Annotated in this window: 21 protein-coding genes and 1 other RNA gene; 11 read left to right on the forward strand and 11 right to left on the reverse strand. The window is 62.9% G+C overall.

The window, feature by feature from the left end; all coding sequences use genetic code 11:
- Positions 1 to 1,011: a ligase-associated DNA damage response exonuclease gene (locus tag EOB80_RS00135; RefSeq protein ID WP_127326242.1), complete on the reverse strand. Its 1,011-nt coding sequence runs from the start codon at positions 1,009 to 1,011 to the stop codon at positions 1 to 3.
- Positions 1,012 to 1,117: 106 nt separating this feature from the next.
- Between EOB80_RS00135 and EOB80_RS00140 the strand changes: the two genes are divergently transcribed.
- Together EOB80_RS00140 and EOB80_RS00145 are read left to right on the forward strand one after the other, a co-directional pair.
- Positions 1,118 to 2,047: a methyltransferase domain-containing protein gene (locus tag EOB80_RS00140; protein ID WP_127326243.1), complete on the forward strand. Its 930-nt coding sequence runs from the start codon at positions 1,118 to 1,120 to the stop codon at positions 2,045 to 2,047.
- A 290-nt stretch (positions 2,048 to 2,337) separates the two neighbouring features.
- The gene (locus EOB80_RS00145) at positions 2,338 to 2,700 is read left to right on the forward strand and encodes a hypothetical protein (RefSeq protein ID WP_127326244.1); all 363 of its coding nucleotides are present in this window, start codon (positions 2,338 to 2,340) and stop codon (positions 2,698 to 2,700) included.
- Here EOB80_RS00145 and EOB80_RS00150 read toward each other — a convergent pair.
- From EOB80_RS00150 to EOB80_RS00180, 7 genes are all read right to left on the reverse strand, one after another.
- On the reverse strand, positions 2,697 to 3,638 hold the full coding sequence (locus EOB80_RS00150) for a glyoxylate/hydroxypyruvate reductase A (RefSeq protein ID WP_127326245.1): 942 nt from the start codon (positions 3,636 to 3,638) through the stop codon (positions 2,697 to 2,699). The two genes, EOB80_RS00145 and EOB80_RS00150, sit on opposite strands and share 4 nt — an antisense overlap.
- 29 nt (positions 3,639 to 3,667) lie before the next feature.
- Positions 3,668 to 5,299, reverse strand: coding sequence for an ABC transporter ATP-binding protein (locus tag EOB80_RS00155; protein WP_127326246.1), 1,632 nt, complete (start codon positions 5,297 to 5,299; stop codon positions 3,668 to 3,670).
- On the reverse strand, positions 5,296 to 6,441 hold the full coding sequence (locus tag EOB80_RS00160) for an ABC transporter permease (protein WP_127326247.1): 1,146 nt from the start codon (positions 6,439 to 6,441) through the stop codon (positions 5,296 to 5,298). Before EOB80_RS00160 ends, EOB80_RS00155 begins: the two co-directional genes overlap by 4 nt.
- Positions 6,441 to 7,538, reverse strand: a complete 1,098-nt coding sequence (locus tag EOB80_RS00165; protein ID WP_127321004.1) for a microcin C ABC transporter permease YejB — start codon at positions 7,536 to 7,538, stop codon at positions 6,441 to 6,443. Before EOB80_RS00165 ends, EOB80_RS00160 begins: the two co-directional genes overlap by 1 nt.
- A gap of 30 nt (positions 7,539 to 7,568) precedes the next feature.
- Complete coding sequence (locus tag EOB80_RS00170; RefSeq protein WP_127326248.1) at positions 7,569 to 9,437, reverse strand: extracellular solute-binding protein; 1,869 nt, start codon at positions 9,435 to 9,437, stop codon at positions 7,569 to 7,571.
- A complete protein-coding gene (locus EOB80_RS00175) occupies positions 9,437 to 11,314 on the reverse strand; it encodes an extracellular solute-binding protein (RefSeq protein WP_127326249.1) in 1,878 nt (625 codons plus the stop codon). The genes EOB80_RS00170 and EOB80_RS00175 overlap by 1 nt, the downstream gene beginning before the upstream one ends.
- 155 nt (positions 11,315 to 11,469) lie before the next feature.
- Positions 11,470 to 12,144 (reverse strand): cytochrome c family protein, encoded by a 675-nt coding sequence (locus EOB80_RS00180; protein ID WP_127326250.1) that lies wholly within the window; start codon positions 12,142 to 12,144, stop codon positions 11,470 to 11,472.
- 193 nt (positions 12,145 to 12,337) lie between these two features.
- Between EOB80_RS00180 and EOB80_RS00185 the strand changes: the two genes are divergently transcribed.
- Both EOB80_RS00185 and EOB80_RS00190 read left to right on the forward strand, forming a co-directional pair.
- Positions 12,338 to 13,066 carry a 3-deoxy-manno-octulosonate cytidylyltransferase gene (locus tag EOB80_RS00185; protein WP_127326251.1) on the forward strand — a complete coding sequence of 243 codons (729 nt, stop codon included), beginning with the start codon at positions 12,338 to 12,340 and terminating at the stop codon, positions 13,064 to 13,066.
- Between the two features lie 9 nt (positions 13,067 to 13,075).
- Positions 13,076 to 13,939 (forward strand): prephenate dehydratase, encoded by an 864-nt coding sequence (locus EOB80_RS00190; RefSeq protein WP_127268466.1) that lies wholly within the window; start codon positions 13,076 to 13,078, stop codon positions 13,937 to 13,939.
- A gap of 76 nt (positions 13,940 to 14,015) precedes the next feature.
- On the opposite strand, the gene EOB80_RS00195 is transcribed toward EOB80_RS00190, so the two are convergent.
- The 3 genes from EOB80_RS00195 to EOB80_RS00205 are packed head-to-tail and all read right to left on the reverse strand — an operon-like array spanning position 14,016 to position 15,764.
- The gene (locus EOB80_RS00195) at positions 14,016 to 14,321 is read right to left on the reverse strand and encodes a Dabb family protein (RefSeq protein ID WP_127326252.1); all 306 of its coding nucleotides are present in this window, start codon (positions 14,319 to 14,321) and stop codon (positions 14,016 to 14,018) included.
- Between the two features lie 37 nt (positions 14,322 to 14,358).
- Positions 14,359 to 15,303, reverse strand: a complete 945-nt coding sequence (gene nudC / locus EOB80_RS00200) for an NAD(+) diphosphatase (RefSeq protein ID WP_127326253.1) — start codon at positions 15,301 to 15,303, stop codon at positions 14,359 to 14,361.
- Positions 15,304 to 15,344: 41 nt separating this feature from the next.
- Positions 15,345 to 15,764, reverse strand: coding sequence for an HIT family protein (locus tag EOB80_RS00205; protein ID WP_127326254.1), 420 nt, complete (start codon positions 15,762 to 15,764; stop codon positions 15,345 to 15,347).
- A 169-nt stretch (positions 15,765 to 15,933) separates the two neighbouring features.
- On the opposite strand from EOB80_RS00205, the gene ffs reads away from it, so the two are divergent.
- The 7 genes from ffs to EOB80_RS00240 all read left to right on the forward strand — a co-directional run bounded on the left by ffs (position 15,934) and on the right by EOB80_RS00240 (position 21,809).
- Positions 15,934 to 16,030: signal recognition particle sRNA small type (gene ffs / locus EOB80_RS00210), an RNA gene on the forward strand.
- 105 nt (positions 16,031 to 16,135) lie between these two features.
- A complete protein-coding gene (locus tag EOB80_RS00215; RefSeq protein WP_127326255.1) occupies positions 16,136 to 17,947 on the forward strand; it encodes a DNA polymerase III subunit gamma/tau in 1,812 nt (603 codons plus the stop codon).
- A 30-nt stretch (positions 17,948 to 17,977) separates the two neighbouring features.
- The gene (locus EOB80_RS00220; RefSeq protein WP_013527931.1) at positions 17,978 to 18,301 is read left to right on the forward strand and encodes a YbaB/EbfC family nucleoid-associated protein; all 324 of its coding nucleotides are present in this window, start codon (positions 17,978 to 17,980) and stop codon (positions 18,299 to 18,301) included.
- 27 nt (positions 18,302 to 18,328) lie between these two features.
- Complete coding sequence (locus tag EOB80_RS00225) at positions 18,329 to 18,736, forward strand: hypothetical protein (RefSeq protein WP_127319797.1); 408 nt, start codon at positions 18,329 to 18,331, stop codon at positions 18,734 to 18,736.
- Positions 18,737 to 18,871: 135 nt separating this feature from the next.
- Positions 18,872 to 19,804 (forward strand): cell wall hydrolase, encoded by a 933-nt coding sequence (locus EOB80_RS00230; RefSeq protein ID WP_127326256.1) that lies wholly within the window; start codon positions 18,872 to 18,874, stop codon positions 19,802 to 19,804.
- Positions 19,805 to 19,917: 113 nt separating this feature from the next.
- Entirely contained in the window at positions 19,918 to 20,523 is a 606-nt protein-coding gene (gene recR, locus EOB80_RS00235) for a recombination mediator RecR (protein WP_027039603.1), read from the forward strand.
- A gap of 26 nt (positions 20,524 to 20,549) precedes the next feature.
- Positions 20,550 to 21,809 (forward strand): lytic murein transglycosylase, encoded by a 1,260-nt coding sequence (locus tag EOB80_RS00240; protein WP_127326257.1) that lies wholly within the window; start codon positions 20,550 to 20,552, stop codon positions 21,807 to 21,809.
- Positions 21,810 to 21,995: the final 186 nt, after the last annotated feature.

The raw sequence follows: 21,995 nt of genomic DNA on the forward strand, positions 1-21,995 counted from the left end.
TCAATCGCCCTCGTCCTCGTACCCCACCAGATGCAGCGGCCGGGCGGCGATGCCTTCGAGCTCGCACCAGCGCACCAGCGCTTCCTCGCGGCCATGCGTCACCCAGATCTCCTCGGCTCCGGTCTCCTTGATCGTGGCGGTCAACTCATCCCAGTCGGCATGATCGGAGATAATCAGCGGCAGCTCGACGCCGCCTTGCTTGGCGCGCTGGCGAATGCGCATCCAGCCCGACGCGAAGCACGAGATCGGATCGGGAAAACGCCGCGCCCAGCGGTCGGCGAAGGCCGATGGCGGGCCGACGACGATGGCGCCGGTAAAATCATCCTTGCCGCCGCTTTCGACGGTCGCCGGTTCGAGGGTGCCGAGATCGATGCCTTGGCTCTGGTAGTATTCGCTGAGTTTGGCCAGCGCGCCATGGATGTAGAGCGGCCTGTCGTAGCCGGCGTCGCGCAACAGCCGCATCACCCGTTGCGCCTTGCCCAGCGCATAGGCGCCGACCAGATGCGAGCGCTCGGGGAACTGCGCTGCCGATTTCAGCAGGCGGGCGATTTCTTCTGTGTCGGGTGGATGGCGAAACACCGGCAGGCCGAAGGTCGCTTCGGTGATGAACACATCGCACGGGATCGGCTCGAATGGCGCGCAGGTCGCGTCCCTCCGCCGCTTGTAGTCGCCGGAAGCGACGATACGCGTGCCCTGATGCTCGACGGATATCTGCGCCGAGCCCAGCACATGGCCGGCTGGATGGAAGCTGACGCTGATGCCGTTGAGTGCTATCGTCTCGCCGAGTTGTGCCGCTTGCGTCGTGCCAGCGAAATTCTCACCGTAGCGCAGGCCCATAATGTCGAGCGTTTGCCGCGTCGCCAGCACCGAGCGGTGGCCGGAACGCGCATGGTCGGAATGGCCATGCGTGATCAATGCCCGGTCGACCGGCCGGACCGGGTCGATGAAGAAATCGCCCGGCGGGCAATAGAGGCCCTCGGGCCGGGGATGAAGCAGGTCGCTGGCGCGCATGATCCCCAAGATAGGATATAATTCCGCGGCGGGAAGCCTGTTGTAAGTCACTGCTGACTCCCGCATAGAGCACCGCCGGCTCGATCCGCCGGCAGGACCCATCGCCATGAAACCGCTTCAGGCCTCGTCCGGCGACTTGAACGCCGATCGCCGTGCCGATTATGCCGAGATGCTGCACGCGGATGGCGATCATGCGGCGGCGGCGGAATTGCTGCTCGGCGCCCTGGAAATGACACCGCAATGGGCGATGGGCTGGTTTCGCCTCGGCGAGATGCAGCAGGCGGCGGGCGCGGCGGAGCTGGCCGCGCAGGCCTGGACGATGTCGCTGCAACTCGATCCATCGGATCGTCAAGGCGCTGCACTGAACCTGCAATTGATCGGCAAGGCGCCGGCGCCCGACGCGCTCCCCAGCGCCTTCGTCGAGACCTTGTTCGACCACTATGCCGAGAGCTTCGATGAGTCCCTGGTCGGCAGGCTGAGTTACCGCCTGCCTGAAATGCTCGACCAGGCCATTCGAGCGGCAAGGCCAGGACGCTTCCCGCTCGCTCTGGATCTCGGCTGCGGCACCGGCCTGATGGGGCAGATGCTGCGGCCGATCGTCGACCGGCTGGAGGGGTATGACACTTCGGCCAAAATGCTGAGAAAGGCGCGGACCAAGGGCGTCTACGATTTCCTCGACAAGGCCGATCTGCGGGATTTTCCCTATGCCGGTCCGAAAGCCGATCTGGTGACGGTGGCCGATGTTTTCATCTATGTTGGCGCGCTGGACGGCGTGGTGAAAACGATTGCCGACTTGCTGGCCACGGATGGCCTGTTCGCGTTTTCCGTCGAGACGCTGGCTGGCGATGGCGATTTCGTGCTGCTGCCGTCGCGCCGCTATGCGCATGCGCAACACTATGTGCGCGACGTCCTGGCCGCCAACGGGCTTTCGGTCCTGTCACTGGAGCCAACCGTCATCCGGCAGGATCGTGGGGAACACGTCAACGGGTTGGTCGTTGTGGCCAAGGCTCCGAACTCAGCTCAGCAAAAGAGCTGACGACAGCCAGTTCGGCGGTGTCGGCACCTTTTTGCCGGGCAGCGTGATAGGAATTTTTTCTTGACACCCTGCCCTCAGCTATGGTACATCTTCGCCCATGGTGCTGATTTGCGCCAGTGACCCGCCGCGCAGGCGGGTTTTTCGTTTGATGCTCCGTCAGCCACGCGCCGGCGGAGGGGCGGCCTCGCCGCATCGCAAACAATCTTGCTGTGAAAAAGTCCGATTTGCATGCGCGACTGATATTTGCGATCTGCTCGAGTCAGGGCTGGATATCAGGAGGAGCATAGTCGATGCGCTGGAACATGATGATCTTGGCCTCTTGCCTGCTGACCGCCGGCTGTGTCGGCGGCACCTCGATGTCGGAACAGCAGGATGCGAACGTCCAGTCCTCCCTGCAATACGACACCGTGCCGTGCGATCAGTTGCTGGCGCAGCGCAACGGCTTGGCGCAGCAATACAACCTTCCGGCGAAGGCCAAGCCGACATTCTCCAATCCGGCGATGGGCTTCGGCCCGTTCACACCTGACATGCGCTCCAAGGCCAAACGCGATACCGACAAGGCGAGCGGTGAGATCGATGCCATGAACCGGTCGATCGATCGACGCGACTGCGGCCAGCCGGACAAGCAGAAGAAGCTCGCTCTGCCTGGCTAATACCCCGCCTTGCGGTCCACCAGATTGTCCAGCTTTTCACCGCGTTCGAAGGCGTCCATCTGGCGCAGCATGATCGGCGCCAGATGCACCGGGTCGGAGGTCGCTGCCGCGTGCGGCGTCACGAACACTTTTGGATGCCCCCACAGCGGACTGGTCTTCGGCAGCGGTTCGACCTCGAACACGTCGAGGCTCGCCTCCTTCAATGTGCCGTCATCCAGCGCCCGCAAAATGTCGGCATCCTTCTGCAGACGGCCGCGCCCGGCATTGATCAGCACCGAACCGCCGAGGCCGTTGCGTTTCCGCAGCTCCTTCAGCACGCCGTAGTTGATAATGCCCTTGGTCTCCGGCGTCAGCGGCAAAAGCACCACCAGGATGTCGGTGGCCTTGAGGAAGGGGATCAGTCCAGCCTCGCCGGAATAAGTCGCGACGCCTTCCATGACCTTGTCGGTGCGCGACCAGCCATTGACGGCAAAGCCGAGCGGCAAAAGCACCGAGGCCGCGGCGCGGCCGAGACTGCCGAGGCCCATGATGCCGACCGAAATGTCACCGGCAGGCCTCTGCTGCGGCTCGTGCCAGATCTTCTTCGGCTGCTGCGACCGGTAGAGCAGGCCCTGGCGGTGATGATCGAGAACCCGCCAGACGACATATTCGGTCATGTACTGGGTGAGGTTGTCGGCGACGACCTTGACGATCGGCACATCGGGCAGGCCGGGATCGGCGAAGATATGATCGACGCCGGCGCCGATCGAAAAGATGGCGCGCAGATTGGGCAGCGACGACAACAGGTTCGGCTTCTGCTTCCACACCACGGCATAGGTGATCGACGGGTCGCTGGCGCCGTCGGGCTCCAGCACCACCTCGCGCTCGGCCGACAGGAGCTCGCGCCAGCGCTGCGGATGAAAGCCGGTGACGGCAAGCAGGATACGGCCTTTTTCCATTGCGGTCTTTTAGTCCCTCTCTACGCAGATCACTCGCTGACGATGCCGACCGGTGCCGTCTCGATCTTGAAGGCGGCCGAGATCAGCGCCCGAGTATAGTCGGTTTGCGGGTTTTCAAAAATCTGCTGGGAAGGACCAGCTTCGACGATCCTGCCGTTGCGCATGACGATGACGTCATTGGCGAGCGCCCGGATGACTTTCAAATCATGGCTGATGAAGAGATAGGCGAGGTCGTGCTTGGCCTGCAGGCTGCGCAGCAGGTCGACGACCTGCGCCTGCACGCTCATGTCGAGTGCCGACGTCGGCTCGTCCAGCATGACGAAGCGCGGGTTGAGCACCATGGCGCGTGCGATGGCAACGCGCTGGCGCTGGCCGCCGGAAAACTCGTGCGGATAGCGGTTGCGTGTCGCCGGATCGAGCCCGACCTCCTTCAGCACGGCGGCCACCTTGTCGTCGCGCTCGTCGGGCGACAGCTTCGGCTCGTGGATCTTGAGGCCTTCTTCGATGATCTCTGCGATCGACATGCGCGGGCTGAGCGAGCCGAACGGATCCTGGAAGACGATCTGCAATTCGCGCCTGAGCGGCCGCATGGCGTTGAAAGTCAGCTGGTTGATGTCGCGACCGTTGAACTGGATCGTTCCGGTCGACGAGATCATTCTCGCCAGCGCCAGGCCGAGCGTCGTCTTGCCGGAGCCGGATTCGCCGACCACGCCAAGCGTCTGGCCGGCGCGCACGGTGACATCGATGCCGTCGACCGCCTTCACATTGTCGACGGTGCGGCGGAAGAAGCCCTGCTTGATCGGGAACCAGACCTTTATGTCCTTGCCGGTCATGACAGGCTTGGCATCGGCATTGGCGGCCGGCGGCTTGCCCTTTGGCTCGGCCGCCAGCAGATGCCGCGTATAGGCATGCTGCGGATTGGCGAAGATCTCCTTGGTCGGCCCGGTCTCGACGATCTTGCCCTTGGTCATCACGCAGACGCGATCGGCAATCTTGCGCACGATGCCGAGATCATGGGTGATGAACAGCATCGACATGCCCTTGCGGCTCTTCAAGCCGGCCAGCAGTTCGAGGATCTGCGCCTGCACGGTGACGTCGAGCGCCGTCGTCGGCTCGTCGGCGATCAGAAGTTCGGGCTCGTTGGCCAGCGCCATGGCGATCATCACGCGCTGGCGCTGGCCGCCGGACAACTGGTGTGGATAGGCATCGAGGCGCTTGTGCGGATCGCGGATGCCGACCTCGTTGAGCAAGGCCAGTGTGCGTTCCTTGGCCGGGCGGTCGGCCATGCCCTGATGCAGCTTCAGGATCTCGACGATCTGCTGCTCGATCGTGTGCAGCGGATTGAGCGAAGTCATCGGCTCCTGGAAGATCATGGTGATCTTGTTGCCGCGCACCTGCCGCAACTGCTTCTCGTTCATCGCCAGCAGGTCGGCGCCCTGGAACAGGATCTTTCCCGAGGGATGGCTGGCGCTTGGATAGGGTAGCAGCTTCAGCACCGAAAGCGCCGAGACCGATTTGCCGGAACCGGATTCGCCGACCAGCGCCACCGTCTCGCCCTTGGCGATGTCGAACGAGATGTGGTCGACCGCCGTCGACTGGCTGCCGCCCTGGCTGAAGGCGACGCTGAGGTCCTGTACGCTGAGCAAGGGGGCTTCGCTCATCTGAACGTCTTGCGCGGATCGAAGGCATCGCGCGTCGCCTCGCCGACGAAGACCAGCAGCGACAGCATCAGCGAGATGACGACGAAGCCGGAAATGCCGAGCCACGGCGCATTGAGGTTCCGCTGCGCCTGCTTGAGCAGTTCGCCGAGCGAGGCGGAGCCGGGCGGCAGGCCAAAGCCGAGGTAGTCGAGCGAGGTCAGCGTCGAGATCGAGCCTGAGAGCAGGAAGGGCATGAAGGTCAATGTCGCCACCATGGCGTTGGGCAGCAGGTGCCGGAACATGATGGTGCGGTTGGGCACGCCGAGCGCCCGGGCCGCGTTGACATATTCGAAATTGCGGGCGCGCAGGAACTCGGCCCGCACCACACCGACCAGCGCCACCCAGGAGAACAGCAGCATCAGGCCGAGCAGGATGAAGAAGCCCGGCGGCAGGATGGCGGCGACGATGAGCAGGAGGTAGAGCACCGGGATGGCAGACCAGATCTCGATGAAACGCTGGAACAAGAGATCCGTCCAGCCGCCGAAATAGCCTTGCACGGCGCCGGCCGCGACGCCGATCAAGGCCGAGCCGGCGGTCAGGATCAGGCCGAACAGCACCGAAATGCGGAAGCCGTAGATGACGCGCGCCAGCACGTCGCGCGCCTGGTCGTCGGTGCCCAGCCAATTCCAGTTGCCGACGATGCAGGCGGGGTCGGCGGCACCCTGCGGGTACTGGTTGCAGCGCTTCGTGGCGTCATACTGCCAAGACGGCCTGGCCGGTGCTGCTTCCGGAATGGCGTTGTTGACGGTCTGATAGGAGTAGCGCACCGGCGGCCAGATCATCCAGCCATTGGCGTTGATCTCGTCCTGGATGACCGGGTCGCGATAATCGGTGACGGCATAGAAACCGCCGAATTTTTCCTCGGGGTAGGCGACCAGCACCGGAAACAGGATCTCGCCCTTGTAGGAGGCGATGATCGGCTTGTCGTTGGCGATGAACTCGGAAAACAGCGACAGCACGAACAGGACGAGGAAGATCCACAGCGACCAGTAGCCGCGCCGGTTGGCTCTGAAGTTCTGCAGGCGCCGCTTGTTGAGCGGCGACAGAAACGGCCGCTTTATCCGCGCGGGTGCCGCGTCCACGGGGACTATAGCCTCCGACATCAGACGTCTCTCCGCTCGAAATCGATGCGCGGATCGACCCAGGTGTAGAGCAGGTCGGACAAGAGACCGACGAACAGCCCGAGCAGCGAGAAGATGTAAAGATTGGCGAACACCACGGGATAGTCGCGCTCGACCACCGACCGGAAGCCGAGCAGGCCGAGGCCATCGAGGGAGAAGATGTTCTCGATCAGCAGCGAGCCGGTGAAGAAGGCCGAGATGAAGGCGCCAGGGAAGCCGGCGATGACGATCAGCATGGCGTTGCGGAAGACATGGCCGTAGAGCACCTGCCGTTCCGACAGGCCCTTGGCCCGCGCCGTCACCACATACTGCTTGCGGATTTCTTCGAGGAACGAGTTCTTGGTCAATAGCGTCGTCGTGGCGAAGGCCGACAGCACCAGCGCGGTCAGCGGCAAGGTCATGTGCCAGAAATAGTCGACGATCTTTCCCCACCAGGACAATTGATCCCAATTGTCCGAGGTGAGGCCGCGCAGCGGAAACCAGTCCCAGAAAGACCCGCCGGCAAACAGCACCATCAGCATGATGCCGAACAGGAAGCCCGGAATGGCATAGCCGACAATGACGACGCCGCTGGTCCAGACGTCGAAGGGAGTGCCGTCCTTGACCGCCTTGCGGATGCCGAGCGGGATCGAGATCAGGTAGGACAAAAGCGTGATCCACAGTCCGATCGAGATCGACACCGGCATTTTTTCCAGGATCAGGTCGAGCACCGAAATGTCGCGGAAATAGCTGTCGCCGAAATCGAAGCGGGCATAGTTCCACAGCATCATGCCGAAGCGCTCGAGCGGCGGCTTGTCGAAGCCGAACTGCTTTTCCAGCTTCTTGATGAATTCCGGATCGAGCCCCTGCGCCCCGCGATATTTCGAACTGACGTCACCGGCGACATCCAGGTTGCCCCCAGCACCCGCGTCGCCGCCACCGCCGCCGAGGCGGTCGCTGCCGCCCTGATTGGTCAGCCGGGCGATGACCTGTTCGACCGGACCGCCGGGGGCGAACTGGATGACGGCGAAGGATATCGCCATGATGCCGAACAGGGTCGGGATCATCAACAGGATGCGGCGCAGGATATAGGCGCCCATCAGGCCTTCTGCCCCGCTTGAGCGAACATCTCAGCCTTTGCCAATTTTTGCCGCCTTGCCCTTATCGAACCACCACAGCGTCTCGACCGGAAAGCCGAAATCGGGCTTCTGTTCGACAAAGCCGAACATGTCCCAATAGGCGACGCGGTGATTCGCCAGATAGTATGTTGGAATCCAGTCCAGCCGCGCGCGCAAGACCCGGTCGAGCGCTCTGAGCGCCGTGACGAGTTCTATACGGTCTTTCGCCTTGCCGGCTGCCGCGATCAGGGCGTCGATGGCCTTGCTTTCCGTGCCCGGATAGTTGCGCTGCCCCGGGATTTTCGCCATCCGGGAATCATAGAGCATCTGCAGGCTGTCGTCGGTCGGCGTCGCCCCGATCGACCAATGCAGCAAGGCAAGATCGAAGTCGTAATTGCTGTGCCGCTGCTCATACTGCGCCGAATCGATTTGCCGGATCGATGCGTCGATCCCGATCGCCTTCATATTCTCGGACCAAGGGGTGTAGATGCGAACGATGCCGTCGTCCTCCGCCAGCATTTCGACCCGCAGCCGCTCACCCTTGTCGTTGACGACGAAACTGCCATCGCGCTTCCAGCCGGCCTGCGCAAGCAATCTCGAAGCCTCGCCCAGCAGCTTGCGGTCATGGCCCGAACCGTCGGAAAGGGGCTGCGTCACCGCTTCACCAAAAACCTCTGGCGGCAATTCGGCCCGGAACGGCTCCAGCAGGGCCAATTCCTCAGGCGAGGGCAGGCCTTCGGCCTTGTAATCCGACCGTTCGAAGTTCGATTGAGAACGCTCGTAGGAGCCGTAAAACAGCGCCCGCTTCATCCATTCGAAATCGAAGCACCTGGCGATCGCCCGCCGCACCCGCTCATCGCGGAATTGCGGACGACGCTGGTTCAGTGCGACGCTCTGCATGTCCGGCGTCTTCTCGCCGGGAAATTCCCGTTTGACGACCTTGCCGTCCTTCAGCGCCGGAAAGTCATATCCGGTCGCCCATACCCGCGAGGTGAATTCCTCGCGGAAATGCGTGTCGCCTTTCTTGAAGGCTTCGAACGCCGCCTGCCGGTCAAGATAGAAGTCGATGCGGATGCGGTCGAAATTGTAGAGGCCGCGGTTCACTGGGAGATCGCGGCCCCAATAGTCGGCCACGCGGTCATATTCGACAGTCTGTCCGGCCGCCACGCGTCCAATCTTGTAGGGACCCGAGCCAAGCGGCGGTGTCATGGTCGAGGCATCGAAATCATTGGCCGTATAAAAGGCCTTGGAGACGAGCGGCATCCCCACGATCGCCAGGATGTTTTGCGCTGACTGTTCGCCGTTGAAAGTGAGGTTTACGGTGGCGGGATCGACCGCAACCGCGTCGGTCATGTACCGCAACGCCTGGGAAAGGTTCGGATGGCCCTTGTCCTTATAAAGCTTCAGCGCGAAGACAACGTCGTCCGCGGTCAGCGGCGAGCCGTCGTGGAAACGCGCTTGCGGTCGCAGGGCGAAGCGGAAACCGTTGCGGTCTGGCGACAGGGTAACGGTTTCGGCGAGCAGGCCGTAGGCCGCATCCGGCTCATCGAGCGCGCTTGTCATCAGGGAATCGAAACATAGTTCGGCGCGCGGCGGAGCCTCTCCCTTCAACACCAGGAAATTCAGGGTGTTGAAGGTCAGGAAGCTCTGATTGAGGGTCGAGTTCGGCGGCGCGAAATTCATCTGGCCGCCCTTTGGGGCGTCAGGATTGACGTAGTCGAAATGCGCGAAATCGGGTTTGTATTTGAGGTCGCCGAAGGCCGACAGGCCGTGCAGCTTGGTGCCGGTCGCAGTGTCGGCGAAGGCCTTGCCGGGCAGCAAGGCGGCGGCTGCCGCGGCACTGCCCAGGGCCAGGAAGTCGCGGCGGGGAAGGGCCGCCATCAATTGCCACCCTTGTACTTGGCCGCCAGCGCCTTCTCCTTGTCCGGGTCGATCCACCAGGAATCGATGTCGGCTCCGGCATAGGCAGGCTGCTTGTCGGGGAATTTGAACTTGTCCCAATAGGCCAGCCACACCGCCGACCGGTAATATTGGGGAACCACGTAGAAGTTCCACAGCAGGATGCGGTCGAGCGCATGGGTGGCGGCGACGAGATCGTCGCGATCGGTCGCGAAGATAATGCGATCGACCAGCGCGTCGACTGTCGGGTCCTTGATGCCCATCAGATTGCGCGAGCCGGGCGAGTCGGCAGCTTTAGAGCTCCAGAAGTCGCGCTGCTCGTTGCCCGGCGAATCCGACTGCTGCAGCATCCCGGTGACGACATCGAAATCGAAATTGTTGACGCGGTTGATGTACTGCGTCTGGTCGATGATGCGCAAAGTGGCGTCGACGCCGATCTTGCGCAGATTGGCGATGTAGGGGCTAGCGATCACTTGGTCGGTGTCGTTCCAGCCGAGAATTTCGAACTTGAACGGCGCGCCGGTCTTGGCATTGACCATCTTGCCGCCCTTGATCACCCAGCCCGCCTTGGCGAAGAGATCGACCGCCTGTTTCAGGTACTTCCGTTCCGCCTGCGGCGAGTCATAGACCGGCAGCTTGAATTCCTGGGTGAAAAGTTCGGGCGGCAGCTTATCGCGATATTTTTCCAGGATCTCCAGTTCCTTGCCCTGCGGCAACCCGCTCGAGGCCAGTTCGGTACCTTGGAAATAGCTCGACGTGCGGGTGTTGAAGCCGAAGAACAGTGTGCGGTTCATGCTCTCGAAATCGAACGGAATGGTCAGCGCTTCACGCACCAGCCGGTCCTGGAACAGCGGCCGCCGCTGGTTGAGGACGAAGCCCTGCATCGGTTCCGGCGCCTGGGTCTGGAAATCCTTCTTGATGACATCGCCGGCTTGGAATGCCGGGAAATTGTAAGCCGTCGCCCATTTGCGCGAACTGTATTCGCGGTTGATGTCTTCCAGCCCACCCTTGGTGAAGGCGAGCCAGGCAGCGTTGTCGTCCAGGATATAGGTGTAGCGTCGGGTGTCGAAGTTCTCACGGCCGATCTTCACCGGCAGCTTGGCCGCCCAATAGTCCGGCACACGCTGCCAGATGATTTCCGAACCCGGCTTGAAGCTGGCGATCTTGTAGGCGGCTGAACCGAGCGGAATTTCCAGCGTCGGCTTGGTTACGTCTCGCTTCTTGCCGTTGGCATCGGTGCCTTCCCACCAATGTTTCGGCAGCACTGCAAGGTCGCCGATGATCTTGGGCAGTTCGCGATTGCCCTTCTGGTTGAAATGGAACTCCACCTCGCGATCCGAAATCGCCACCGCATCGGTGACATTTTCAAAATAGCGGCTGTATTGCGGGCTGTTGGCCTTGAGCACATGAAATGACCAGATCACGTCATCGACGGTGATCGGCTGGCCGTCATGCCATTTGGCGCGCGGATCGAGCCGGTAGGTCGCGGAGGAATAATCATCAGGATATTTGTAGGCATCGGCGATCAGTGGATGGCTGGTGCTGCCTTCATCGGTCGCCTGCTCCATCAGCGTGTCGTAGAGCAGGCCGCCGCCGAACCCGACGAGGCCGGCGGCCGGTGATCCCTGGACGATGTAGGGATTGAAGCTGTCGAATGTGCCTGGCACCACCGAATTCAGCGTGCCGCCCTTGGGCGCGTTCGGATTGACGTAGTCGTAGTGCTGGAAATTGGCGCCGTATTTGGATTCGCCGATCAGCGATGAGGTGGTGCGCCATTCGTCGGCGCGGGCAGCCTGCAAGCCCGCCGCCAGAAGGGCTGCCGCCAGCAACGACTTGAGAAGCGTTCGGCCAACCGTCATGCACTATCCTCTTCGCAATGCCCGTTCATGGCAATCTAGATGATTTGGCGCTCGTGAAAACCGCCGTGCGCGGCTTTGTCGCCGCCTATGCGGTTTTCCCAACAAAAAAGCCGGGCTGAACCCGGCTTTTTCAAGGTCGTCGAGATGATATCTGGCTATTGGGCAGGCGCCGGTGCCGGTGCGGCCGGAGCCGGGGCGGCGGGAGCGGCCGGCGCGGCACCCTCAGCCGGCTTTGCCGGAGCGGCTGCATCGGCGGGCGCGCCTGCATCGGCGGCGGCACCCGGCGCCGGCAGCGGCTTGGGATTGTCGGACAGCGTGCGCAGATAGGCGATGACGTTGGCGCGATCCTCGTCCTTGGGCAGGCCGGCGAAGCCCATCGCGGTGCCCTTCACGAGTTTCTTCGGCGAGGTGATGAAGTGGTTGAGGTTGTCGTACGTCCACTTCTCGGCGCCGCCCTTGGAGAATTCCTTCATGCCGGCCGAATAGGCAAAGCCTTCATGCTCGGCAACGGGGCGGTCGATGAGGTCCCACAGGTCGGGGCCGACCTTGTTGGGGCCGCCCTTTTCGCCGGAATGGCAGGCTTGGCACTTCTTGAAGACGGCAGCACCTTGCTCGACATTGGCGGTCGCCAGCAGTTCGGCGATCGGCTTGGCTGCGGCGGCAGGCGCGGCCGGACCGCCTTCGGCGGGCTCGGCGGCCTCGATGGCGAAACCGGGCTTTTCCGGCGCCGGCGAGGCAAACAGCGCGTCCGACACAATGCCGACCGAGAAGACGACGAAAACGGTTCCGAGCAATCCGGCGAGCAGTTTGTTGACTTCGTTGGAATCCATACGCCCCTTGCTCCCTTTTCCGGCGGACAGAACCGTCCACTCCGTCCGTCGGTATCGTGACCCGTCCTGCCAGGGCGGTCAAATCGGGCGGAAACTAGGTCTTTTGCTGCGGCGTTGCAACACCTATAAGGGCGCTTCCAGTGAGACCTTTTGCCACTTTCCCTGTCCTCTTTCGAGACGCCTTGCACCCGAAATGTCCACGCTGATCCTGATCCCGGCCCGCATGGCTTCGACCCGCCTGCCGGGCAAGCCTCTGGCCGACATCGCAGGCGCCCCGATGATCGTCCATGTCGCCCGCCGTGCCGCCGAAGCCGGCCTTGGACGGGTGGTGGTGGCGACCGACAAGCAAAGCGTGGCGCAGGCGGTGCGCGCGCACGGTTTCGAGGCCGTGATGACGCGCATGGATCACGAATCCGGCTCCGACCGGATCCACGAGGCGCTGATCGCGCTCGACCCCGGGCGCAAGGTCGAAACCATCGTCAATGTACAAGGCGACCTGCCGACGATCGATCCCCAGATCATCGCCGCGTCGCTCAGGCCTTTCGAGGACAGTGCGGTGGACATCGCCACGCTCGGCGTCGAGATCGTCCGTGACGAGGAAAAGACCAATCCCAATGTCGTCAAGATCGTCGGCTCGCCGCTTTCCGGCACCAGGCTGAGGGCGCTCTATTTCACCCGCGCAACGGCGCCTTGGGGCGAGGGGCCGCTCTACCATCACGTCGGCCTCTACGCCTATCGCCGCGAAGCACTTGAGCGTTTCGTCGCGCTGAAGCCGTCGCCGCTCGAACGGCGCGAGCGGCTGGAACAGTTGCGGGCGCTGGAAGCCGGCATGCGCATCGACGCCGAGATCGTCCAGTCGCTGCCGCTCGGCGTCGACACGCCGGAAGACCTCGAACGCGCCAGACAGATCCTTTCAACCTGAGATATCGGCATGCCTGAAAAGACCAACAGAATATCCTTCCAAGGCGAGCCGGGCGCCAATTCCGACACCGCCAGCCGCAACATGTTCCCTTCGATGGAGCCGTTGCCCTGCCCGACATTCGAGGATGCCTTCAACGCGGTCGAGACCAACAAGGCCGACCTCGCCATGATCCCGATCGAGAACACCATTGCCGGGCGCGTCGCCGATATCCATCATCTCTTGCCGGAATCGAAGCTGCACATCATCGGCGAATATTTCCTGCCGATCCATTTCCAGCTGATGGTGCTGCCGGGCGTCAGGCGCGACGAGATCAAGACGGTGCACAGCCATATCCACGCGCTTGGCCAGTGCCGCAAATACATCCGCAAGAACGGCTGGAAGGCGATCGTCGCCGGCGACACGGCCGGCGCCGCCAAGATGGTCTCCGAGGTCAAGGACCGCACCATGGCGGCGCTGTCGCCCGCGCTGGCAGCGACGCTCTACGGGCTCGATATCATCGAGCAAAACGTCGAGGACACCGACTCTAACGTCACCCGCTTTGTCGTCCTGACCAAGAACAAGCAATGGGCCGAGCGCCCGTCGCCTGACGTCAAGATGATGACGACCTTCATCTTCCGCGTCCGCAACGTGCCGGCGGCACTCTACAAGGCGATGGGCGGCTTCGCCACCAACGGCATCAACATGACCAAGCTGGAGAGCTACCAACTGGGCGCTTTCACGGCGACGCTGTTCTACGCCGACATCGAGGGCCATCCCGACGACCCGCTGGTCAAGCTGGCGCTGGACGAGCTTCGTTTCTTCTCCCGCGAAGTGCGGATTCTCGGCGTCTATCCGGCCAGTGAGTCGCGTGAGCAGTGGAAGGTTGCGGACTGATCGCAGCTGGGCATGATCTCCGGACAAACGAACCGTTTGTCCTAGAAAACCGGTTTCCACTTTTCGGGACCATGCCCTAAATCACCGCGCCCAGCGGCACATAGTCGATCTCCATGAAGGTCTCGACCTCGGGCACCCAGCGGTCGCGCACGAAGGCGACATGGTCGGGATGGTCGTTGTACCTGTTGTAGGCGGCCTGGTCGGCGAACTCCATCGAGAAGCCGAAACGATAGTCGGTCTTGGGGCTGATCTGCCGCAATTGCTCGAAATGCGTGACGCCTCTGATCGCGGTGAGGATTTTCTTGGCGTCGACCAGGAACCGCTTTTCCTCCAGCGAATGCGGCGGATGCTTCAGCGTGAAAACGACGGTGTGACGGATCATGTCCTGCTCCTGCAATGTCTTCCAGTGTTCGCTGCCATCATTCTGAATCGACCCAGGCGCGGATCAGGTGATGCGCGATGGCGCCTTTCGGCGGCGTGACCAGATTGTCCTTGTGCGTCCTTTCCAGCATCAGGCGCACCTCGTCGCGAAAAAACCAGCGGCAGTCCTCAAGCTCGTTGAGGTCGGCCTGGATGTCGTCGTTGAGCGGCTCGCCGAAGCAGCCGATCATCAGCGAATAGGGAAACGGCCAGGGCTGGCTGGCGTGGTAGACGACGCGGCCAAGCCGGATGCCGGCCTCTTCCAGCGTCTCGCGGCGCACCGCCGCCTCGATCGTCTCGCCCGGCTCGATGAAGCCGGCAAGGGCCGAGTACATGCCCGGCGCGAAATGCCGGCCGCGCCCGAGCAGGCACTTCTCCCGCGTTGCCGTCAGCATGATCGCCACCGGGTCGGTGCGCGGAAAATGCTCTGTGCCGCAATTCGGGCAATGCCGCTTGTAGCCGCCGGCCCGCACCTGCGATTCTGTACCGCATTTGCTGCAGAAGCGATGGCTGGCATGCCAGGCAAGCAGGGCAGCCCCTTGGGCCATCGCGCCAGCCGCCGCCTCGTCGATTAGCCCTTGCATGTAGACCGAGCGGTAGTCGATGGCCTTGACTGTTTCCGGAAGCTGTTCGGGTTCGACGCCGGCGGGCACGGCCAGCACCGGTCCTCGTTCGGAAAAGCCGAGCAGGATGCCTTGTGCCAGGGAAACCTTGAAGGGCTCGCTCTCGGTCGCACCGAACCAGGGATCGAGAGCGCCGCTATCGCCGAGCTTCAGATAGAGACGGCCGCCATGCATCAGAAGCAGCCGCGTCGCCGGGTCGGCCAGCGCCTTGTCGACCGAATCGTCGGCGCGGTTCTCGGACTGCCGGTCGATCGTGTTGCCGGCGAAGCCGACGAACTGGCTCGGCTCGCGCAAAGGCGCGTCAAACAGGCGGAAGCTCATGGGGACTCTGGGCTATGTTGAGGGATGGACACGGGGAACGCTTATAGCGCCGCCTTGATCGTTTCGGCAAACCGTCGCAAGTCGGAACGTTGATAGGGCTCTCGCAGGCCGTGTCCCCACACAGGGCCTGGCCAGCTGGGATCACCTTCCGAACGCGCGATGACATGGATGTGCAGCTGGCGCACGATGTTGCCGAGCGCGCCGGTGTTGATCTTGGTGCAGCCGGTCGCCTTCTTCAGCGCCTGCGCCACCATATTGGTCTCGAAGGTCAGCATCGCCTGGTCGAGCGGCGTCATGTCATGGATTTCCTCCGCGCCGGGCCGCTGCGGCACCAGCAGCAGCCATGGCCAGCGGCGGTCGTTCATCACCCGCAGCTCGCACAGCCCAAGCCACATCAATTGCTCGCTGTCCGCCTCCAGCCGTGCGTCCAGCGTAAATCCGGCCTCCAGGCCCGGCAGCATCGGCGTTTCCCTTGCTTTTCTTGGTTTGCTCAACACATGAAGGCTAGAGCGGCGGCAAGGGGGCTGCAAGTGAATCATTGCGCCCTCACGGTCTGGTGCGCCGATTCGACATTTAACGATTTCTTCGGCGGACTTGCATTTCGTCGCGCAATTGCCGATATGGAAAGCGGGAGGTTGGTGGTGGACGATCCACTCGCCAACCGGGTCAGGTCCGGAAGGAAGCAGCCCTAACGAGCCCGGAACGGGTCATTGTTCCAGCCTCCCACCTCATCGGCCCCTCTCGCGACATTGACGACGCATTGCAGCGCGGGCGAGACTATGCGCAGGAATCGGCCGCCTTCGGGCGCGGCCATTTGGAGCTTTACGGGCGTATGAGCGAAGCCGGAAATTCGGGACCAAAAAGCCTGGAGATAGGCAAGGCCGCCGCCTATCGCGTGCTGGCGCGCAAGTACCGTCCTTCGAATTTTTCCGAGTTGGTCGGCCAGGAGCCGATGGTGCGCACCCTCACCAACGCCTTTGCCACCGGCCGCATCGCCCAGGCCTGGATGCTGACCGGCGTGCGCGGCGTCGGCAAGACCACGACGGCGCGCATCCTCGCGCGGGCCCTGAATTATAAAACCGCCGATATCGACCAGCCTTCGGTCGACCTTGCCGTCCTCGGCGAACATTGCCAGGCGATCATGGAAGGCCGCCATGTCGACGTCATCGAGATGGATGCCGCCTCGCATACCGGCATCGACGACATCAGGGATATCATCGAGCGCGTGCGCTACGCGCCGGTCTCGGCCCGCTACAAGGTCTACATCATCGACGAAGTGCACATGCTGTCGACGCAGGCCTTCAACGGCCTGCTGAAGACGCTGGAAGAGCCGCCGCCGCACGTCAAATTCATCTTCGCCACCACCGAAATCCGCAAGGTTCCGATCACCGTTCTGTCGCGCTGCCAACGCTTCGACCTGAGGCGCATCGACGCCGGCGCTCTGGTCGCGCATCTGTCCTCGATCTCGGCCCAGGAAGGCATTTCTGTCGACGACGACGCGCTGGCGATGATCGCGCGCGCCGCCGAAGGCTCGGCCCGTGATTCGCTCTCCATCCTCGACCAGGCGATTGCCCATGGCGCCGGCACTGTCGGTGCTGCGGCTGTGCGGGCGATGCTGGGACTTGCCGACCGCGCCCGCATCGTCGACCTGTTCGAACATGTGATGAAGGGCGATGTGGCGGCAGCCCTTGGCGAATTCCGTGCGCAGTATGACACCGGCGCCGATCCAGCCGCCGTGCTGACCGACCTTGCCGAATTCAACCATCTCGTCACCCGGCTGCGTTTCGTGCCGACGGCCATCGAGGATGCCTCGCTGTCGGAGGACGAGCGGCAGCGCGGCGCCGATTTCGCCAGGACGCTGTCGGTCAGGGTGCTATCACGGACATGGCAGATGCTGCTCAAGGGCATCCCCGAGGTGCAGTCTTCCAACCGGCCGGTGAGTGCCGCCGAAATGGTGCTGATCCGGCTGGCGCATGCCGCCGATCTGCCGACGCTGGACGAGGCGCTGAGATCGCTCGATAGCGCTGCGCCTATGCAGAATGGCGCGCCGCGCCCGAATGGGACGTCGGCAAGTTCCGGCAATGGCGGTGGTGCCGGCGCGGTGGCGCAGACGCGCATGCCATCCGGATCCGGCGGGGCACAGAGCATGCGGCTGGTAGAAGCCTCGCCTGCTGCCGTTGCCTACGTCGCTCCGCCGGAGCCGGCCATGGAATCGGCGCCGCTGAAATCGCTGGCCGACATCATTGCGCTCGCCGATGCGCAGCGCGACATCGCCTTCAAGGTGCTGGTCAAGAGCTGCATCCGGTTTGTGCGTATCGAGCCCGGCCGCATCGACGTCGGCCTGACCAGCGATGCGCCCAAGATGCTGCTCAACGACCTGACGACGAAGCTTCGCGCCTGGACCGGCCGCAGCTGGCTGGTCTCCCTGTCGAAGGAAGAGGGCGGCCAGACGCTCGCCGAAATGGAATCGGCCAAGCGCGAGACGGCATTTCTCGATGCCAAGAGCGATCCCACCGTGGCCGCCATCCTGGCGCGCTTTCCCGGTGCCAAGATCATCGACGTGCGCATTCCAGACGCGCCGGAAGCCGAAACGACAGAGGCTGAAGTGCCGGTAGAGCCGCCGGCTGACGACGATGAAACCTGATCCAGTCACGAATCCGCAAAGGACCCGACCATGAAAGATCTTCTCGGCCTGATGGGCAAGGCGAAGGAAATGCAGGCCAAGTTCCAGGCTATGCAGGACGAGATCGCCACGCTGGAAGCGTCCGGCCAGGCCGGCGGCGGCCTGGTCAATGTGACGCTGACCGGAAAATTCGAGATGAAGTCGCTGAAGATCGATCCGTCTCTGTTCAAGGAAGACGATGTCGAGATCCTGGAAGACCTGGTGCTGGCCGCCCACAACGACGCCAAAACCAAGGTCGAGCAGATCATGCAGGAAAAGACCAAGGCGCTGACCGCAGGTCTGCCGATCCCGCCGGGAATGAAACTGCCCTTCTAGCATTCGGCGCGCGCGCCCATGATCGCCATGACCGAAGAGCCCTCCGAAAGACTGATCGAGCAGCGTATCCGCAACAGGATCTACGAGATCCTGGAAATCCTGGCCGATTGTGACGACGGCGTCGATCTCGTGGGCATCAAGGGTTATTTCTACCTGTTCGAGGATTTCGTCCATCGCCCGTCGATCGAAGCCGGCACATCGGCGCTTTCAAAGGACGAGCGCGCGATCGTGCTGGAGATCGCCGAATTTCTGGAGGCGGCAAGCGAGACAAATCCGGACTTCACCAAGGCTGACTTCATTGACAGCGACTGGCCGGGAAAGATAGCGCCGACGGCCAGGGAGGCGCGGACGCTGTTCCTCCGGCGCGGCCTGTTTTCGGAGAAGGTCGAGGAGCTTGAGCCCGGCCAGCCGGCGGCCATCACAGTGGGGCACTAATTCACTTTTAGGCCATGCAACTGTACCAATTTGGTAACAGAGACTCATCAATAACGTTTTGGCCATCATTTTGCCCGAAAGTGTCTCATTCTTGCCGCAGCCTGGGGGCGGGCATGGAAGTGAGAGGGTTACCTGTTGATTGCCACGCGATGGAAGACGCCGCTGTTGCTCTGCGCCGTCATTTCACCCCTGTTTTTGGCTGCCTGCAGCCAGACCACGTCACACGGCATGTCCGTCGCCAGCCTGACCGACGCCATCACGCCGGGTTTCCTCAGCTCACGGGCCTACAGCCACACGCCGAAGGACAAGGAATGCCTGGAACGGGCGATGTTCTTTGAATCCAACCGCTCGAGCCGCGATGGCATGATCGCGGTCGGCACTGTGGTGATGAACCGGCTGCGCTCCGGCAAGCACGGCAGCACCATCTGCCAGGTGGTGGGCGAGCGCGGGCAGTTCGCCCCCGGCGTCATGACAAGGCCGATGAATTCACGCGCAATGCCCGATGTCGAAGAGGCTGCCGAGGCGGTGCTCAAGGGTGAGCGCAAGGCCAAGCTCAAGAACACCATGTTCTTCCACACCGCCGGCTTACGCTTCCCCTACAAGAACATGCACTACACCATGGTTGCCGGCGGCAATGCCTTCTACGAGAAGCGCGGCCGCAACTGGCAGCCGCTGCCGGACGAGCCGCAGGTCGCCATTGCCTCGGCGGCGCCGCACAAGCCAGCGGAGCCGGTGACGATGGTCGCGTCCGCCGAGCCGGTGCGTCCGGCCAAGCCGGCGACCGTCCGGTCCGTCCCTGCCCAGCAGACCTATATGACCGCGGCCGCCGCGCCGACCGCGAAATCCGCGCGTGTCTCGGCGGAGCCGACGGTGGTGGCGATGCAGGAGCCGATGGAGGAACCGGATGCCGCCCGTTTTGGCGGAACCTTGAACACAAGGACAAGGGTCATCTCCTCGGTCGAGGAAGCGCCGCAAGAGGCGTCTATGGGATTCCAGTCGACGCCTGAGAACACCGACGCTGTCGGCGCGATGATCGTCAGCCAGGGCCGGCCGCTCGAAACCAACTGATCTGCTCTCCATGGTCCCCATAGGCCCCGCCCATTTTGGTCCGCCAAGGCCAATATGGCGGTCATGCGTATGCGGATGTTCCAAAGCGCTCTGAAAAATCCTAGATCAGAGCGATGTCGAAGCGAATCGCCGGTCCCGAGATCGAACGTCTGATCCAGCTCCTGGCCAAGGTGCCGGGGCTGGGTCCCCGGTCGGCCAGGCGTGCGGCCCTTCATCTGATCAAGAAGAAGGAGCAGCTCTTGTCGCCGCTGGCCGCCGCCATGGCCGAAGCGGCCGACAAGGTGCGCATCTGCTCGACCTGCGGCAATGTCGACACATCGGACCCTTGCATGATCTGCACCGACCCGCGCCGTGACGCCGGCACCATCATCGTCGTAGAGGACGTCTCCGACCTGTGGGCGCTGGAGCGCGCGGCGGCGATGAATGTGCGCTACCACGTACTCGGCGGCACGCTGTCGCCGCTCGACGGCATCGGCCCCGACCAGCTCAACATGCGGTCGCTGGTCGACCGCGTCGCCGGTGGCGAGGTCAAGGAGATCATCCTCGCCGTCAATGCGACGGTGGAGGGCCAGACGACCGCGCATTACCTCACCGATCAGCTCTCCGGCTTCGACATCAAGGTGACACGGCTCGCGCATGGCGTGCCGGTCGGCGGCGAACTCGACTATCTCGACGAGGGCACGCTGGCCGCGGCGCTGCGCTCGCGGACGGCGTTTTGACAAAGTTGGCGGGGATGCTTGCTGAGATGACTGCCGCAGAACACAACCTTCGCAATGTCATCTCTGCATTTCTTCTGGCCGCGCTGGCCAGTCTCTTCATTTCCGCTCCCGCCTCCGCCGCAAAGATCGACGACCAGTTCCGCGCCTGGCTGCAGAACGACCTTTGGCCGCAAGCAAGGGCGAAAGGCATTTCCAAAACCACCTTCGATGCGGCCTTTGACGGCATCAAGCCCAATCTGAAGCTGCCCGACCTGGTCAAGCCGGGCGATAAGGCGACCACGCCGCGGAAGCAGCACCAGGCCGAATTCGGCTCACCCGGCGCCTATTTCGCCGAGAAGACCGTTCGCGCGGTGACGGCGGGCGGGCGGGCGCGCGAAGCCACCAATGCCAGGACACTTGCATCAATCGAAAAGCGCTACGGCGTGCCGGGCGAAGTGCTGCTGGCGATCTGGGGCCGCGAGACCGGATTCGGCGCGGCAAAAATACCCTACGACGCCTTCGAGGTGCTGGGCACCAAGGCGTTCATGTCGACCAGGAAGGACTTCTTCCGCACCGAGTTGCTTGCTGCACTCGAGATCGTCGAGCGCGGGCTGGCTCCGGTCGGGGCGATGAAATCGTCCTGGGCCGGAGCGCTCGGCCAGCCGCAATTCATGCCGACCTCGTTCCTGAAACATGCCGTCGATTTCGACGGCGACGGCCGCGCCGACATCTGGAACTCGACGCCGGACGTGCTGGCCTCGATCGCCAATTATCTCGTCCATTACGGTTGGGTAAAGGGCCGTGGCTGGGGTTTCGAGGTGACGGTGCCGGAAAGCGTTTCCTGTTCGCTGGAAGGCCCGGACCAGGGCAAGAAAATCTCGCAATGGGCTGATATGGGCATCAAGCGCGTCGGCGGCAAACCGTTTCCAGCAAGTGAGCTGAAGGCCGAGGGTTTTCTGTTGATGCCGGCAGGGCGCAGCGGCCCGGCCTTTATCGCCACACCCAATTTCTACGTGCTGAAGCAATACAACACCAGCGACCTCTACGCGCTGTTCATCGGCCACGGCGCCGACCGCATCGCCCATGGCGATGGCAATTTCGCCGGCAGCTGGGGCGCGGTTGGCGGGCTCCACCGTTCGGACATCGCCGCTCTGCAACGCGCGCTGGAAGCCCAGGGCTATGATGTCGGCAGCGCCGATGGCCTGCCCGGCTTCAAGACCCGCCGTTCGATAGGCGCTTGGCAAGCCAAGAACGGGCGCGCCGCCACCTGCTTCCCTGACGCCGGCTTGGTCGCGGCGCTGAAGTAGCCGCGACATTCGCCAGATTTTCCCCGATCGGCAGCCTCTATTGGCTGGCTTATGCGTCGACATCCACCGGCCTTTCTGGCCCATTGAGCCGTCGTATAAATGCTCGTTGCCCGCCACGAGGCCGCCGGATATGGTGTTGACCAACTGGACAAAAACCGCAACGGTAAGAGGTCAGTGGGGCCGTCT

The sequence above is a fragment of the Mesorhizobium sp. M7A.F.Ca.MR.245.00.0.0 genome (assembly GCF_003997415.1).
Taxonomy (GTDB): domain Bacteria; phylum Pseudomonadota; class Alphaproteobacteria; order Rhizobiales; family Rhizobiaceae; genus Mesorhizobium.

Coding starts and splice junctions, on each gene's coding strand:
- EOB80_RS00135 (WP_127326242.1), bottom strand. CDS start 1,011: ATGCGCGCCAGCGACCTGCTTCATCCCCGGCCCGAGGGCCTCTATTGC.
- EOB80_RS00140 (WP_127326243.1), top strand. CDS start 1,118: ATGAAACCGCTTCAGGCCTCGTCCGGCGACTTGAACGCCGATCGCCGT.
- EOB80_RS00145 (WP_127326244.1), top strand. CDS start 2,338: ATGCGCTGGAACATGATGATCTTGGCCTCTTGCCTGCTGACCGCCGGC.
- EOB80_RS00150 (WP_127326245.1), bottom strand. CDS start 3,638: ATGGAAAAAGGCCGTATCCTGCTTGCCGTCACCGGCTTTCATCCGCAG.
- EOB80_RS00155 (WP_127326246.1), bottom strand. CDS start 5,299: ATGAGCGAAGCCCCCTTGCTCAGCGTACAGGACCTCAGCGTCGCCTTC.
- EOB80_RS00160 (WP_127326247.1), bottom strand. CDS start 6,441: ATGTCGGAGGCTATAGTCCCCGTGGACGCGGCACCCGCGCGGATAAAG.
- EOB80_RS00165 (WP_127321004.1), bottom strand. CDS start 7,538: ATGGGCGCCTATATCCTGCGCCGCATCCTGTTGATGATCCCGACCCTG.
- EOB80_RS00170 (WP_127326248.1), bottom strand. CDS start 9,437: ATGGCGGCCCTTCCCCGCCGCGACTTCCTGGCCCTGGGCAGTGCCGCG.
- EOB80_RS00175 (WP_127326249.1), bottom strand. CDS start 11,314: ATGACGGTTGGCCGAACGCTTCTCAAGTCGTTGCTGGCGGCAGCCCTT.
- EOB80_RS00180 (WP_127326250.1), bottom strand. CDS start 12,144: ATGGATTCCAACGAAGTCAACAAACTGCTCGCCGGATTGCTCGGAACC.
- EOB80_RS00185 (WP_127326251.1), top strand. CDS start 12,338: ATGTCCACGCTGATCCTGATCCCGGCCCGCATGGCTTCGACCCGCCTG.
- EOB80_RS00190 (WP_127268466.1), top strand. CDS start 13,076: ATGCCTGAAAAGACCAACAGAATATCCTTCCAAGGCGAGCCGGGCGCC.
- EOB80_RS00195 (WP_127326252.1), bottom strand. CDS start 14,321: ATGATCCGTCACACCGTCGTTTTCACGCTGAAGCATCCGCCGCATTCG.
- nudC (WP_127326253.1), bottom strand. CDS start 15,303: ATGAGCTTCCGCCTGTTTGACGCGCCTTTGCGCGAGCCGAGCCAGTTC.
- EOB80_RS00205 (WP_127326254.1), bottom strand. CDS start 15,764: ATGCTGCCGGGCCTGGAGGCCGGATTTACGCTGGACGCACGGCTGGAG.
- EOB80_RS00215 (WP_127326255.1), top strand. CDS start 16,136: ATGAGCGAAGCCGGAAATTCGGGACCAAAAAGCCTGGAGATAGGCAAG.
- EOB80_RS00220 (WP_013527931.1), top strand. CDS start 17,978: ATGAAAGATCTTCTCGGCCTGATGGGCAAGGCGAAGGAAATGCAGGCC.
- EOB80_RS00225 (WP_127319797.1), top strand. CDS start 18,329: ATGACCGAAGAGCCCTCCGAAAGACTGATCGAGCAGCGTATCCGCAAC.
- recR (WP_027039603.1), top strand. CDS start 19,918: ATGTCGAAGCGAATCGCCGGTCCCGAGATCGAACGTCTGATCCAGCTC.
- EOB80_RS00240 (WP_127326257.1), top strand. CDS start 20,550: ATGACTGCCGCAGAACACAACCTTCGCAATGTCATCTCTGCATTTCTT.